Genomic DNA, 15,379 nt, shown 5'->3' on the forward strand with positions numbered 1-15,379 from the left:
CTGCGAGGTGACCCGTTTACGGTACCCATGCTCCCTCGTCATAGTCGCCTCTCCTGAAAGTGGTGTCTGTGGTCGATGAACGCGGTCAGACCCGTTGCTCCCGAAGTGGGCCCCAGGGGCGAAGTAGTTGGTGTTGCCGATTCTGGCCGGGACCATGTACGGACTCGCCGCGTTTTGGAAGCGGTCATCGATCTGCGCGGCGACGGGCTCGGGCCGTCGGACTATCGCTCGAGCTGCACTCCGACGTCTCCTCGGGCTGTCAGGAAGTCGGCGCCCCGGTGGCCCAGTTGGGGTGGGCGGGTTTCAGGTACCGAGCGCACGCGGCCTCCCTCCGCTGCACCCCCGACGAAGCACGACTGCGCTTCGACCCCGACCTGCACCCACCGCCGACGGCCTGATCTGCGCCGACGGCGGCGGTTCGAACGGGTACCGGACCCGGGGAGCGGGCTCGACCTCCTGCGTGGAGCCGCCGCAGGTCTCATCACCCGTACCCAACTATTTACTTATGTTTGAAATGACCGTAACATCCTCGACATGACCAAGCTGATTGAGCACTGGATCGGTGGGGCCCCGAGCTCCGCCCGGGGCAGCCGGCGCGCTCCCGTTTTCAACCCGGCCACCGGCGAGCAGACCGGCGAGGTGGTGTTCGCGACCGCCGCGGAGGTGGACGGCGCGGTCAAGGCCGCGGCCGCTGCGGCGCAGGGCTGGCGTGAGACGCCGCTGGCGCGAAGAGCGCAGGTGCTCTTCCGGTTCCGTGAGCTGTTGGCGGCGAACACCGGCGAGCTTGCCGCGCTCGTCACTGCCGAGCAGGGCAAGGTCATCTCTGACGCGCGCGGTGAGATCGCCCGCGGGATGGAGTCCGTGGAGTTCGCCACCGGCATCACGCAGCTGCTCAAGGGCGAGTTCTCCGAGCAGGTCTCGGCGGGCATCGACGTCCACAGCGTCCGCCAGCCGCTCGGGGTCGTCGCGGGCATCACGCCGTTCAACTTCCCTGTCATGGTCCCGTTGTGGATGTGCGCCAACGCCATCGCGTGCGGCAACGCGTTCGTCCTCAAGCCGAGCGAGAAGGACCCGTCGGCTGCCCTCTTCCTCGCGGACCTGTGGCGCCAGGCAGGCCTGCCCGACGGTGTCTTCACGGTCATGCAGGGCGACAAGGAGGCCGTCGACGCCCTGATCGAGCACCACGATGTAGCGGCCCTCAGCTTTGTCGGGTCCACCCCGATCGCGAGAGCGATCTATGCGAAGGGAGCGGCGGCGGGCAAGCGCGTCCAGGCCCTGGGTGGGGCGAAGAACCACATGGTGGTCATGCCTGACGCCGACATCGAGCTGGCGGCCGACAGCGCGGTCGTGGCAGCCTATGGCGCGGCGGGGGAGAGGTGCATGGCTGTCTCCGTCGTCCTGGCGGTCGGTGCCGCGGCCGACCCATTGATCGAGTCGATCCGCGCTCGCCTCCCTGGGCTGGTCGTGGGTGACGGTGCCGACGAGACCACCGATGTGGGTCCACTGATCTCTGCGGCGCACCGGGACCGTGTCCGTGACTACATCACCGCCGGTGAGCAGGACGGCGCCATGGTGCTCGTCGATGGCCGCCGACCCGACGATATCGGCGGGTACTTCGTGGGCCCGACCCTGATCGATGCCGTCACGCCGGAGATGAGCATCTACACGGACGAGATCTTCGGCCCGGTCCTCGGCGTGGTCCGCGTCGACAGCCTCGAGCAGGCGGTCGGGCTCATCAACGATCACGAGTTCGGCAACGGCACGGCGATCTTCACCCGCGATGGCGGTGTCTCGCGTCGCTTCCAGTTCGAGGTCAAGATCGGCATGGTCGGCATCAATGTGCCGATCCCGGTGCCGGTCGCATATCACTCTTTCGGTGGCTGGAAGGGGTCACTGTTCGGTGACGCCCACATGTACGGTCCCGAGGGGATCAACTTCTTCACGCGTGGCAAGGTCGTGACGACGCGCTGGTCGGACTCGCCCGAGCTCACCGACCCCTTCACCCCGAGGACCTCAGAGTGACGGCTGGGCCACTCGCCGGGGTCATCGTCGTCGACCTCACGCGGTACATCTCCGGTCCCTACTGCACGATGCTGCTGGCCGACGCGGGTGCCACCGTGATCAAGGTCGAGCCGCCGGGCGGAGAGCACACGCGGCACGGCAAGCCGCGCCTGGGCGACCGGGACGGCGGGCCGTCAGCGTCCTTCGTGCGGGTCAACCGTGGCAAACAGAGCATCGTGCTGGACCTCAAGACCGAGGACGGTGTCGCAGCGCTCGCCAGGCTGCTGGCAAAGGCGGATGTCCTTGTCGAGAACTTCCGGCCAGGCGTCCTGGCCCGGCTCGGCCTGGACGAGGTGGGACTCGAGCGGCTCAACCCGGGGTTGGTCTACTGCACGATCACCGGTTTCGGGCACTCCCCATCGGGCTGGCGTGACCGGCCGGCATTCAACCTCATCGCCGAGCTGGAGGCGGGCGTCTACTGGCAGCGGGACCCCGACAGCGCCCCTGAGCCACTGGGTCCCTATGTGGGCGACCTGTTCCCGGGCGCGCACGCCACGAGTGGCATCGCGATGGCGCTCTACCAGCGTGAGCGGACCGGTCGCGGCGCCCGCGTCGACATCGCGATGTTCGACTCGATGCTGTCCTTCAACGAGTTGGCGTGCACCAGCAGCCAGTTCCTCGACGGACGTGTCGAGGACTACTTCGCCGGCCACTTCTGCCCGAGTGACATCTACCCGAGCGGCGACGGCTACGTGTGTCTCGATGTCGTCACGCAAGAACAGTGGTGCGCCCTCTGTGACCTGATCGGCGCCCCCGAGCTCGCCGCCCGACCCGACCTGGCGGACGGTCCGGGCCGGGCAGGCAGGTTCGACGAGGTCATCGCCGGGCCCCTGCTCGGCTGGCTCGCCGGCCACGACGCCGAGACGGCGATGCAGCGGCTCACCGCCGTCGGGGTGCCGGCCGCCGTCGTACGGACCCCGGGCGAGGCGCTCTGTTCGAGGCAGGCCCGGGACCGGCAGATGGTCGTGGCCGTCGGCCATGCCGGGCATGAGCTGCTCATGCCTGCCAACCCGATTCGCGTGCAGGGAGCCTCACGCCCGCAGCGACTCAGCGCGCCGGAGGCCGGCGAGCACACCCTTTCGGTCCTCACTGAGGTTGCCGGGCTCACCCGCGAAGAGGTCGCCGCTCTGACCAAGGAAGCGGCCGGTGCTCCCAGGCAGGTGGGCGCCGTCGCTCTCATCCCGCTCCGGAACCTGACACCCCCGCAGTCACCCACTCATGGCGCCGTTTGAGACACCCCACGAGCCAGCCAGGAACTTGAGATACATGCCATCCATCAGTGATATCGAGCAGCCGGGCGACAACGAGCAGGTTCGCAAGGCCGACCGGGCTCATGTCTTCCACTCGTGGTCCGCGCAGGCCCGGATCTCACCGCTACCGGTGGCCGGCGCTGAGGGGTCCTGGTTCTGGGACCACGAGGGGAACCGCTACCTCGACCTCGCCTCGCAGCTGGTGAACGTCAACATCGGGCACCAGCACCCCGAGCTGCGCGAGGCGATCAAGGTCCAGCTCGACCGGCTCGCGACCATCGGTCCGCCGTTCGCCAACACGACCCGCAACGAGGCCGCCCGCCTGATAGCGGAGCATGCCCCGGAGGGGCTGGAGAAGGTCTTCTTCACCAACGGCGGGGCCGAGGCGGTCGAGAACGCGATCCGGATGGCCCGGGTGCACACGGGCCGCCACAAGGTGTTCGCGGCCTACCGCAGCTACCACGGCGCCACGGCGGGGGCGATCGCGTTGACCGGGGACCCGCGCCGGTGGGCCTCCGAGCCGGGCAGTGTCGGCGTGGCCCGATTCTGGGGCCCCTACCTGTACCGCTCCGCATTCCACGCCACCTCCGAGGAGCAGGAGTGCGACCGAGCCCTGGCGCACCTGCGTGACACGCTGATGGTCGAAGGCCCGGACCAGGTCGCGGCCATCATCATCGAGCCGGTGCCCGGCTCGTCCGGGGTGCTGGTCCCCCCGGATGGGTACCTGGCCGGCGTCCGGGAGCTGTGTGACGAGCATGGGATCGTCATGATCGCCGACGAGGTCATGACCGGGTTCGCCCGGTGCGGCGAGTGGTTCGCCGTCGACCAGTGGGGCGTCGTCCCGGACCTGGTCACCTTCGCCAAGGGGGTCAACTCGGGATACGTACCGCTCGGCGGGGTCATCATCTCCGAGGCGATCGCGGACACCTTCGAGGAGCGCGTCTTCCCCGGTGGCCTGACCTACTCCGGCCACCCGCTCGCGTGTGCTGCCACGGTCGCCTCGATCCGGATCTTCGAGCGTGACGAGGTCCTCGTGCACTCGCGTCGGCTCGGTGACGAGCACATCGGGCCCGGTCTGCGCCAGCTGGCGCAGCGGCATCCCTCGATCGGCGAGGTTCGCGGCCTGGGCGCCTTCTGGGCAATCGAGCTGGTCCGCGACCGCGTCACGCGTGAGCCGCTGGCGCCGTACCAAGGATCGCCAGCCCTGTTCGCCGACATGAACGCCGTCTTGGCGGCCTGCCGGCAGAACGGGCTGTGGGTCTACACGAACAGCAACCGGATCCATTTCGCCCCGCCGTGCACGACCGACGAGGCCGACATCGCCGAGGCTCTGCGCCGGCTCGACGTGGCCCTAGAGACCGCCGACCGGTTCGCCCGCTAAACACCAAGGAGGCAGCCATGACCCTGACCGACACCTCGACCGACGACCGGCTCGACTACGGCTACGACCTGGGCAGCTACACGCGCGAGGTCAACGCCGACGACCCTGCTGCCGCGGTCTGGGTCAACCGCGGCCTGGTGTGGACCTTCGGGTTCAACCACGAGGAGGCCGTCGCATGCTTCGAGCGCGCCGCGCAGATCGACCCCGGCTGCGCCATGGCCCACTGGGGGATCGGCTACGCCCTAGGCCCGAACTACAACAAGCCGTGGGAGTTCTTCGCCCCCGAGGAGGCGATGGCGGTCCTGCAGCGGGCACGGGCCGCGACGGAGGAGGCGCAGCGTTGTGCGGCGAACGCCTCACCGGTCGAGCGTGCCCTCATCGAGGCGCTGGCGGTGCGCTACCCGGCGGGGCGACCGGTGCAGGAGTGTGCCGCGTGGGAGGTCGAGTACGCAGAGGCGATTGGTCGGGTCTATGCCGCACACGCCGACGACCTGGACGTGGCCTGCCTCTACGCCGAGGCCCTGATGAACCTGTCCGCGTGGGCGCTGTGGGACCAGTCCACGGGCGAACCCGCGGCGGGAGCCCGGACCCTGGAGGCCAAGGCAGTGCTCGAGGCAGCTCTCGCCGCCCCGGGCGGGCAGGCACACCCGGGGCTGCTGCACATGTACATCCACCTGATGGAGATGTCCGGGACACCCGAGGCCGCGCTCACCGTTGCCGACGGGCTGCGCGACCTGGTGCCCGACGGCGGGCACTTCCAGCACATGCCCACCCACATCGACGCGCTCTGCGGGGACTACCGGCGCGTCTTGGCCTCGAACAGCGCCGCGATCGAGGCGGACGCGAAGTTCGTGCGGCACCGAGGCCCGCTGAACTTCTACACGCTCTACCGGGCCCACAACCTGCACTTCAAGATCTACGGCGCCATGTTCCTTGGACAGGAACAGGTGGCCCTGCAGACCGCCGACCTGCTCGAGGCGGCGATCCCGCAGGAGCTGCTGCGGGTCGAGCTGCCACCGATGGCCGACTGGCTCGAGGGGTTCGTGCCGATGCGGGTGCACGCCCTGGTCCGGTTCGGCCGCTGGGACGAGCTGGTGGCGCTACCCCTGCCGGAGGACCCGGTGCTGTACTGCACGACCGCGGCGATGCTGCACTACGGCAAGGGAGTCGCCTACTCGGCGACCGGGCGGGTCGCCGAGGCGGAGGCCGAACGGCTGCTCTTCCACGAGGCTGTCGAGCGGGTCCCGGAGTCGCGGACCCTGTTCAACAACACGTGCTGCGACATCCTCCAGGTGGCAGCGGCGATGCTCGAGGGTGAGGTTGAGTACCGCAAGGGCAACCACGAGGTGGCCTACGCGCACCTGCGCCGCTCCGTCGAGCTGGATGACAACCTGCCCTACGACGAGCCGTGGGGGTGGATGCAGCCCACCCGGCATGCGCTCGGCGCGCTGCTGCTCGAGCAGGGGCACGTCACCGAGGCGGAGGCGGTCTACCGGGCCGACCTCGGCCTCGAGCCGACCCTGCCGCGTGCCTGCCAGCACCCGGGGAACGTGTGGGCTCTGCACGGCTACCACGAGTGCCTCGTCCGGCTCGGCAAGCACGAACTGGCCGGGGTCGTGCGGCAGCAGCTGAAGATCGCCGGGGCACACGCGGACGCCCCGATCACCGCCTCCTGCCTGTGCCGGCTCGACAGGGCCGAGGCGTCTCAGCCCTGCTGCGCCGCCGAGCCAGCGCAGCCTGGGGAGCCCACCGGGTGCTGCGGCGGCCCCGGCTGCACCTGCTGACCCACACGACCAACCCGCCCACACCAGAAGGAGACCCCGCAGATGCCCCACTACCACGACCCGGATGACATGAAGCGCCTGCGCGAGATGCGCAAGGCGGCCCCACGCGAGTACGCCGCGTGGATGCAGCTCGACGGGATCGTCGGCATCGAGGACGGCGCGATCCCCCGCAAGTATCGAGAGCTGATCGCCATAGCGTGCGCCCACGTGACCCAGTGCGTCTACTGCATGGACGACCACGTCGGCGCCGCCAAGGCCGCCGGAGTCAGCCGGGAGGAGCTCGTCGAGGCGGCCCTGCTCGCGGCAGCGCTGCGAGCAGGTGCTGGCGGATCACACGGCACCCTCGCGCTCAAGCTGTACGGGGCGGCAGCAGGTCCCGAACCGGCCGGGCAGACGGGCTGACCTCGCATCGGAAGACCCCGCGAAGGCGTTGACCAGCCTGCGTCGCCATGCTACCTTACATAAGTAATCACTTACATACAATTTCACTGCCGGAGACCCGGCGGTTCGGGACGACAGGGAGTGTTGAGGTTGGACGCTGGCATCGAGTCGGAGCGGCGGGCCGCCGCGCCCAGTCACCTGCCGCTGACCGGGGTGGTGGTGGTGGACCTGTCGCGGTACATCGCCGGGCCGTACTGCAGCATGCTCATGGCCGACGCCGGTGCGACGGTCATCAAGGTCGAGCCCCCGCGCGGCGAGGACACCCGCTCGCTGGAGCCGTACGTGGCGGACATCGACGGGTCGAAGGTGAGCGCCTACTTCCTGCGGATGAACCGCAACAAGCGCAGCGTCACCCTCGACCTGAAGTCGGAGCCCGGCCAACGGGCTCTGGCCGACCTGATCTCCCGTGCGGATGTTCTGCTGGAGAACTACCGGCCCGGGGTCCTCGCGCGGTTCGGGTTCGACCAGGAGCGTCTTTCGGCGCTCAACACGGGCCTGGTCTACTGCACCATCAGCGGGTTCGGGCACACGAAGACGCCGATGCGTGACCGGCCGGCCTATAACGTCGTGGCCGAGTACGAGGCGGGCGTCTACTACCAGCGCGACCCGAACGTGGCCCCGGCCCCGATCGGCCCGCCCGTCGGTGACCTCTTCCCTGCCCTGCACGCCCTGGGCGGCCTGCTCATGGCGCTCTACCGCAAGGCGGTCACCGGCCAGGGGGGACGAGTCGACATCGCGATGTTCGACTCGATGCTCTCGCTCAACGAGATCCGCAGCAGCTACGCGAAGCTCTACGGCCGGGACTGGGACCCGGCAGCGCACCCGTTCTACTCCCCGTACGGGGTCTTCCCGGTCCGCGACGGGCACATCTGCATCGATGTCACGACCGACCCCCAGTGGCGCGGGTTCTGCGCCGCCATCGGTCGCCCGGACCTCTACGCGCTCGACGGGATGGCGACCGGCCCGGAGCGGGTCGAACGGTTCGACTCCCACATCAAGGGACCGCTCGATGCCTGGCTGGCAACCCAGGACCGCGACTTGGCCGTCGCGACGCTGACCGAGCACCACGTGCCTTCCGCAGCGATCCGCCACCCCGGGGAGGCCCTCGAGTCCGACCAGTCCCACGCCCGTGGGATGGAGGTCACCGTCCGCTCGAGCGGCGGCGCCCAGGTCTCCACGGTGGGCACGCCGATCAAGATCGATCGCTGGCAGGACCTGCCCATCCACGCTGCCGGCGCCGACCTGGGCGCCGACACCGAGGCCGTCCTGCGCGAGGTCGCCGGGTGGGACCAGGCTGCCATCGACCACCTGCTCGGCCGCGTCCTGACCGCCACCACCCCGAGCGAAGGAGCCCACTGACATGCCGCTGCTGCCCGCCATGATCGGCGTGACCGGACACCCTTGCCGAGAGGTCCTCGAGGACCGTTGGGTGATGAACTACGCCGCCTCGGTCCTCGACCGCAACCCGACCTACTACGACAACCGCGACGCCCGTCGTCTGCCGGCCCACCCCAACTACATCTCGCACCAGGAGTGGGAGGCGATCTCGGCTCTGCACGAGGTCATCGAGGGCCTCACCCCCGACGAGCGCCAGCGGGGAGTCCACACCTCCAACGACACGCAGCTGTACCGCCCACTCGTCTCCGGTGACGAGATCGGCTGCGTGGCCCGTGTCGAGGCCGTCGACCAGCACCGCGCCGGCGCCCGCCTGACCATGCGGATCGACACCACCGGACCCGACGGTCAGGCCATCGCCTCCTCGGTGACCCGCACCATCTTCCGCGGCGTCGCGCTCGACGGGCCAGCCACGGGCGTCGTGGCGCCGCCACCGGCCACGACTGACCCGGACGGGTGGCAGCCCGAGCCGCACCGGAGCGAACACATCGAGATCGACTCACTGGCCGCGCACATCTTCTCCGAGTGCGCCCGGGACTACAGCCCGATCCACACCGACATCGCCGCCGCGGACGAGGCAGGCCTGCCGGGCCTGATCCTGCACGGCACCGGGACCTTCGCCATCGCCCTGAGCAGCCTGACCAACCACGAGGCAGGCGGCGACCCGACCCGGGTGCGCCGCTTCGGCGGGCGCCTGGGTGCCATGGTGCTGTGCCCGTCCGCGCTCCGGCTCAAAGTCTGGCAGCACGCCACCGACCCCTCTCGCCACCGGTTCGAGGCCCTGACCACCGACGGCGGCCGCGCCATCGCTGCCGGCTTCCTCGAACTGGCCGACTGACCGACCCGCCACCGACCCAGGAAGGGACAGCCAATGACCGAACTGACCACCAAGTTCGCCGGAGTGAACGTGGGGCAGGAGTACTACCTCAGCGACTGGTTCGAGCTCGATGAGGAGCACCTGCGCCAGTTCAGCTACTCCACCTACCTCGACCCGGAGCACGTCGACCTGACGATCAGCAAGAACAACCCCTACGGCCCGAACCTCGTCGACGGGTTCTGGATGGTCAGCATGCTCCTGTACTTCAACTTCAAGTACGGGCGGCGCGAGTCGGACCAGGAGTACGGCTTCAACTACGGGCTGAACCGGGTGCGGTTCACCGCACCGCTCATCCTGGGGGAACGGATCCGGGTCCGATCCACGATCAAGGACATCCGGCGCCGCGGTGACGGGGTGCTCGTCACCACCGAGAACGTCATGGAAGTCGAAGGCAAGGACAAGCCCTGCATGATCGCCGAGCTGCTGCTGCTGCGGCTTACCGCCGACTGACGTCCGCAGAGATTCCGGTCCCCGAACTGTTGACCCCGCGCACACGTACCGCCTACTCTCTCACCTGGGTAAGTAAAAACTTGAATATGAGGTGGTCGGCGAGCCGACAGGAGCGGCGTCCCCAGCCAAGGGGGTCAGGCGCCGGCCCATCCATCCCTGACGACATGCACCCACCATCCCCTCCACTGACACCGGGAACTTCCCCACCCGAAAGGACCACCCGATGAACACCTGCTCGACGAGGCGCAGGATGATCCTCACCGCCGGGGCGGCCGCGGTCGCGGCCGCGATGCTGGCCAGCTGCTCCGGCTCCGGCGCCTCCAAGACCGGAGGTGGTGACTCGGGGGGGACCTTCGTCTTCGGGTCCTCGCGGCTGCCTACCGTGCTTGACGGGGCGTACGTCTACGACAACGAGTCCCAGCGTGTGATCTACCAGATGTTCGACCGGCTCGTGAACGTCAAGCCGGGGACCACGGAGCTCACCGGAGAGCTGGCGACCTCGTGGGAGGTCAGCCCCACGGGGCTGGACTACACCTTCCACCTGCGTGACGGGGTCAAGTTCCACGACGGGACGAGCCTGGATGCGGAGGCGGTCTGCTACAACTTCGACCGCCTGTACAACCTCAAAGGCCCGGCCCAGGACCTGGCGGAGTACTGGCGGATCTCCTTCCGCGGCTTCGCCGGCGACAAGGACAGCCGGTACAAGTCGTGCGAGGTCAAGGACCCCGCCACGCCCGTGCTGCATCTCAAGGAGCGGTACACCCCGCTGCTGGCCTCGCTGGCCAGCATCGGATTCGGTATCGCCAGCCCGACGGCTCTGAAGAAGTACGGCTACCAGGTGGAGCTCTCGGGGGACTCGATGAAGTTCGTCGGGACCTTCGGCACCGAGCACCCCGTTGGCAGTGGCCCCTTCCAGTTCAAGAGCTGGGACCCAGGCAAGAAGATCACCCTCGAGCGCTTCGACGGGTACTGGGGCGACAAGGCCAAGATCAACACCCTGATCTACGTCCCCATCGCAGACGGCCAGGCCCGCCGCCAGGCCCTCGAACGGGGCGAGATCGACGGGTACGACAACGTGGCCCCGCAGGACGTGGCCGCGCTCAAGGGGGCCGGCTACGAGGTCGAGGAGCGCCCGCCGAGCAACGTCGGCTACCTGGCGATGAACCAGTCGTTCGAGCCCCTGGGCGACCTGCGGGTCCGTCAGGCGATCGCCCACGCGGTCGACCTCGACGCGCTGCTCAAGGCCAACTTCCTGGCCGGAGCTGTGAAGCCCAAGTCGTTCCTGCCGCCCACGTTCATGGGGTTCAACCCGGACGTCATCACCTACGACTACGACCCGGCCAAGGCGAAGGAACTGCTGGCCGGCGTGAGCAACAAGAAGCTCGACATCTGGTTCGCGACCGAGGTCTCGCGGCCCTACATGCCCGACCCCAAGTCGATCGCCGAGACCTTCAAGTCCTACCTGGAGAAGGTCGGCTTCGACGTCACGCTCACAGGCCGTCCATGGAGCCCGGACTTCCTCGCGGGCATCCGCAACGGCAAGGCGCCGATGTACATCGTCGGCCTGCTGCCCGACATGGCCGACCCCGCGAACTTCTTCACCCTCTTCGACAACCAGCCGAAGCGCTGGGGCCCCCTGCCGAAGGGCCTCCTTACGCACATCAAGCAGGCCGAGGAGGCACCCGAGGACAAGCGCGAGGCGCTGTACAAGTCGCTCAACCAGGAGCTCATGGAGGACCTGCCAGGTATTCCCTACGTGCACGCCCCGACCCACCTGGCGTTCAAGAAGGGCGTGACCGGCTTCGTGCCCTCACCGCTGTTCGCCGAGTCGATGGCAACGGTGAGCCTGGGCGGCTGACATGGGCCGGGTCATCGCGCGCCGCCTGCTGCAGGCGATCCCGATCCTCATCGGGCTGTCCGTGCTGATGTTCGCGTGGGTGCGGGCCCTCCCGGGAGGCCCCGCCGAGGCTCTCGTCCGCGCCGATGCGTCGGCCGCCGAGGTCGAGGCCGTCCGGGAGAGCCTCGGGCTCAACCGGCCGATCTGGATCCAGTACCTGGCCTACCTCAAGCAGGTCGTCCAGTTCGACTTCGGCACCTCGCTGATGTCACGCCAGCCGGTCCGGGCCGAGATGATCGACCGGTTCCCGGCCTCGATCGAGCTCGCCGTGAGCGCGATGATCTTCGCCCTGGTCATCGGAGTGCCGCTGGGCTACTACGCGGCCCGCCGCTACGGCAGCGCGCTGGACCACCTGTTCGTCGCCTCGTCCCTGATCGGGATCACCATCCCGGTCTTCTTCATGGCCTACCTGCTCAAGTTCGTCTTCGCCGTCCAGCTGGGCTGGCTGCCGACAACCGGCCGCTCCAACGCCCGCGTCGAGTCGGACCACCCGACCGGCTTCTACGTCCTGGACGGGTTGCTGACCGGCAACCTGGGGGCCAGCTGGGACGCGATCCAGCACCTGATCTTGCCGGCCATCGCGCTGGGCACCATCCCGCTTGCCATCATCGTACGGATGACCCGAGCGACGGTCCTGGACGTCATGAACGAGGACTACGTGCGAACAGCCGAGGCCAAGGGGCTCACCAAGTTCCGGATCTCGTCACGGCACGTCATGCGCAACGCCCTGATCCCGCTGGTCACCATCGTGGGCCTGCAGCTCGGCCTGCTCATGTCCGGCACCGTGCTGACCGAGACGGTGTTCAGCTTCCCGGGCGTGGGCAGCTTCGTGGCCGGCGCGCTCTTCGCACGCGACTACCCGACGATCCAGGGCTTCGTGGTGGTCATCGCCGTCATGTACATCATCGTCAACCTGGTCGTCGACATCGCCTACGCCTACATCGACCCGAGAGTGAGGGCCTCATGACAACGGCCTTTACCGACATCGCTACGGCCCAAGGCCTGGAGCTCACGCACGGTGAGGTCGAGCAGATCGGGGGCGGCCTATGGCGCCAGGCGCTGCGCCGGCTCGCGCACAGCCCGGCCGCGATCGTCGGCACGATCCTGATCACCTGCTTCGTCCTGGTCGCCATCTTCGCGCCGTGGATCGCGCCGTACGCCCCGGGCGACAACACCTGGCTCTCCGAGGTCCGGCCTGGCGAGTACCCACCGCCCTCGGCCGAGCACTGGCTCGGCATCGACCCACAAGGCCGGGACGTGTTCTCCCGTCTCATCTACGGCACCCGGCAGTCGCTGCTGATCGGCGTCGTCTCGGTGGTGCTCGGCGGGCTCGTGGGAGTCGGCCTCGGCCTGCTCGCCGGGGCCTTCTCCGGCTGGGTCGACACCACGGTCATGCGGTTCGTCGACATCCTGCTGTCGGTCCCCAGCCTGCTGCTGGCCATCGCGATCGCCGCGGTCCTCGGGCCGTCGCTGACCTCCGTCATGATCGCCATCGCGGTCACGAGCGTGCCGATCTTCGCGCGGCTGCTGCGCGGCCAGATGCTTGGGCAGCGAGCCTCCGACTACGTGCTCGCTGCCAAGGCGAGCGGGCTCAGACGCCGGACCATTGTGTTCGGTCACGTCCTTCCCAACTCGATGACGCCGGTGCTCGTGCAGGGCACCCTGTACCTGTCCATTGCGATCATCGACGCCGCGGGCCTGGCCTTCCTCGGCCTGTCCAGCCCCGACCCGTCCACCCCGGAGTGGGGCCGGATGCTGACCGATGCGCAAGACGCCCTCGCGACGGCCCCGCTGCTGGCCATCGCACCCGGGATCGCGATCGTGTTGGCGGCGCTCGGTTTCACACTGCTCGGCGAGCAGATGCGTGAAGCCCTCGACCCGAAGTACCACCGGTAAGGAATGGCATGGCCCTCTTGGAGATCCGAGACCTCAAGGTCGTGTTCACCCGACGCGACAAGGCCCCCGTCCACGCGGTCGACGGGCTCAACCTGGACGTCGACCGCGGCCAGACGGTCGGGCTGGTCGGTGAGTCCGGCTGCGGCAAGTCGGTCACATCCCTGGCCATCCTCGGGCTCCTGCCGACGCGCGGGGTCGAGGTCAGCGGCACCATCACCTTCGACGGCGAGGACCTGCTGACCATGTCCGACACGCGTCGGCGGGAGGTCCGCGGCCGGGACATCGCGATGATCTTCCAGGATCCGATGACCTCGCTGAACCCCGTCCTGCGCGTCGGTGTGCAGCTCACCGAGACACTACGACGCCACCGGGGCATGTCCACCGGTGAGGCGCGCGTGGAGGCGCAGCGACTGCTCGAGCAGGTGGGCATCCCCGCCGCACGGCAACGCCTGGGCGAGTTCCCCCATCAGCTCTCCGGCGGGATGCGCCAGCGTGTGCTGATCGCCATCGCCCTGGCCTGCAGCCCGAAGATGCTGATCGCCGACGAGCCCACCACCGCCCTCGACGTCACGGTCCAGGCCCAGATCCTCGACCTGCTCCGCACCCATGTCGCCGACAGCGCGACCGCACTGGTGATGATCACCCACGACATGGGCGTCGTCGCCGGCATCTGCGACGAGGTCAGCGTCATGTACGCCGGCCGCCGCATCGAGGCAGCGCGCTGCTACCCGCTCTTCGAGGACCCCAGGCACTGGTACACCAAGGGCCTGCTCGCCAGCGCACCCACCCTCGAGCGGCCCCGGGCCGACCGGCTCTCACCGATCCCGGGCAGCGCACAAGACCGGATCCCCTGGGCGCAAGGCTGCGCGTTCGCGCCCCGATGCCCCGCCGTCACGGCCGACTGCCTCGCCGGGCCGCCACCGATGGTGAGCGTCGATGACACGCACCAGCATCGATGCGTCAACCCGGCACAACCACATTCCGGCCCCGCCCCGGCCGACAAGGAGCTGATGAGCCCGTGACCCTGCTGCGTGTACGCGGCCTTCAGGTCCACTTCCCCATCACCAAGGGAATCGTGCGCCACCGAACGGTCGGAGCGGTCAAGGCCGTCGACGGGGTCGACCTCGACATTGCCGCCGAGACCACGTTCGGGCTGGTCGGCGAGTCCGGCTGCGGCAAGTCGACCCTGGGCCGGGCCCTGCTGCGCCTGGTCGAACCAACCGACGGCAGCATCGAGTTCGACGGCACGGACGTCCGAGCCCTCAAGGAAGAACCGATGCGACGGTTCCGATCGCGGATGCAGATGGTGTTCCAGGACCCGATGGCCAGCCTCAACCCGCGCCAGAGCGTCTACACAACCCTGACCCAGCCGCTGTCCGCGCACGGCATCGACATGTCCTCGAAGGAACGCGACGCCCACGTACGCGAGCTGCTGGACTCGGTGGGTCTGCCCGCGTCAGCAGCCAACCGCTACCCGCACGAGTTCTCCGGCGGGCAACGCCAGCGGATCGGTATCGCCCGGGCCATCTCAGTCAAACCCCAGTTGCTGATCGCCGACGAGCCCGTGTCCGCCCTCGACGTCTCCATCCAGGCCCAGGTCATCAACCTGCTCGAGGACCTCAAGGAGCAGCTGCGCCTCACCTTCATCTTCATCGCCCACGACCTCGCGGTGGTCCGCCACATCAGCCAGCGGGTCGGCGTGATGTACCTAGGAGGAATCGTCGAAGAAGGCCCCGCCGACGACCTCTACGCGCAGCCGCTGCACCCCTACACGATCTCGCTGCTGTCCGCGGTGCCGGTGCCCAACCCGAAAACGGAACGGACCCGCGAACGCATCCTGCTCACCGGTGACCTGCCATCCCCGTCCGCCCCGCCGCCCGGCTGCCGCTTCCACACCCGCTGCCCCTTCCGGCAGCCGACCCGCTGCCACGACGAACGACCCACCCT

The 15,379-nt window shown here is 68.8% G+C and carries 13 protein-coding genes; all 13 read left to right on the plus strand.

The features are described from left to right. Window positions 1-534 precede the first annotated feature (534 nt). Complete coding sequence (locus L0H79_RS14155) at window positions 535-2,022, plus strand: CoA-acylating methylmalonate-semialdehyde dehydrogenase (protein ID WP_301485272.1); 1,488 nt, start codon at window positions 535-537, stop codon at window positions 2,020-2,022. Next, window positions 2,019-3,293 carry a CaiB/BaiF CoA-transferase family protein gene (locus L0H79_RS14160; protein ID WP_301485273.1) on the plus strand — a complete coding sequence of 425 codons (1,275 nt, stop codon included), beginning with the start codon at window positions 2,019-2,021 and terminating at the stop codon, window positions 3,291-3,293. Before L0H79_RS14155 ends, L0H79_RS14160 begins: the two co-directional genes overlap by 4 nt. Window positions 3,294-3,327: 34 nt before the next feature. Further along, window positions 3,328-4,692, plus strand: a complete 1,365-nt coding sequence (locus tag L0H79_RS14165; protein WP_301485274.1) for an aspartate aminotransferase family protein — start codon at window positions 3,328-3,330, stop codon at window positions 4,690-4,692. Window positions 4,693-4,709: 17 nt separating this feature from the next. Further along, window positions 4,710-6,476 (plus strand): hypothetical protein, encoded by a 1,767-nt coding sequence (locus tag L0H79_RS14170; RefSeq protein ID WP_301485275.1) that lies wholly within the window; start codon window positions 4,710-4,712, stop codon window positions 6,474-6,476. 42 nt (window positions 6,477-6,518) lie between these two features. Next, the gene (locus L0H79_RS14175; RefSeq protein WP_301485276.1) at window positions 6,519-6,878 is read left to right on the plus strand and encodes a carboxymuconolactone decarboxylase family protein; all 360 of its coding nucleotides are present in this window, start codon (window positions 6,519-6,521) and stop codon (window positions 6,876-6,878) included. Window positions 6,879-7,007: 129 nt separating this feature from the next. Next, complete coding sequence (locus tag L0H79_RS14180; protein ID WP_301485277.1) at window positions 7,008-8,276, plus strand: CaiB/BaiF CoA-transferase family protein; 1,269 nt, start codon at window positions 7,008-7,010, stop codon at window positions 8,274-8,276. Between the two features lies 1 nt (window position 8,277). Continuing rightward, a complete protein-coding gene (locus L0H79_RS14185; protein WP_301485278.1) occupies window positions 8,278-9,150 on the plus strand; it encodes a MaoC family dehydratase N-terminal domain-containing protein in 873 nt (290 codons plus the stop codon). 33 nt (window positions 9,151-9,183) lie between these two features. Further along, on the plus strand, window positions 9,184-9,639 hold the full coding sequence (locus L0H79_RS14190) for a MaoC/PaaZ C-terminal domain-containing protein (RefSeq protein WP_301485279.1): 456 nt from the start codon (window positions 9,184-9,186) through the stop codon (window positions 9,637-9,639). A 223-nt stretch (window positions 9,640-9,862) separates the two neighbouring features. After that, window positions 9,863-11,497 (plus strand): ABC transporter substrate-binding protein, encoded by a 1,635-nt coding sequence (locus L0H79_RS14195; RefSeq protein WP_301485280.1) that lies wholly within the window; start codon window positions 9,863-9,865, stop codon window positions 11,495-11,497. Between the two features lies 1 nt (window position 11,498). Then, entirely contained in the window at window positions 11,499-12,503 is a 1,005-nt protein-coding gene (locus L0H79_RS14200) for an ABC transporter permease (protein WP_301485281.1), read from the plus strand. Continuing rightward, a complete protein-coding gene (locus tag L0H79_RS14205; protein ID WP_301485282.1) occupies window positions 12,500-13,432 on the plus strand; it encodes an ABC transporter permease in 933 nt (310 codons plus the stop codon). Before L0H79_RS14200 ends, L0H79_RS14205 begins: the two co-directional genes overlap by 4 nt. An 8-nt stretch (window positions 13,433-13,440) precedes the next feature. Next, complete coding sequence (locus tag L0H79_RS14210) at window positions 13,441-14,454, plus strand: ABC transporter ATP-binding protein (protein WP_301485283.1); 1,014 nt, start codon at window positions 13,441-13,443, stop codon at window positions 14,452-14,454. After that, window positions 14,451-15,379, plus strand: a 929-nt coding sequence (locus tag L0H79_RS14215) for an ABC transporter ATP-binding protein (protein WP_301485284.1), incomplete at its 3' end; no start/stop codon positions are given. The genes L0H79_RS14210 and L0H79_RS14215, both read left to right, overlap by 4 nt.

This window comes from Intrasporangium sp. (genome assembly GCF_030452765.1).
Classification (GTDB): domain Bacteria; phylum Actinomycetota; class Actinomycetes; order Actinomycetales; family Dermatophilaceae; genus Intrasporangium_A.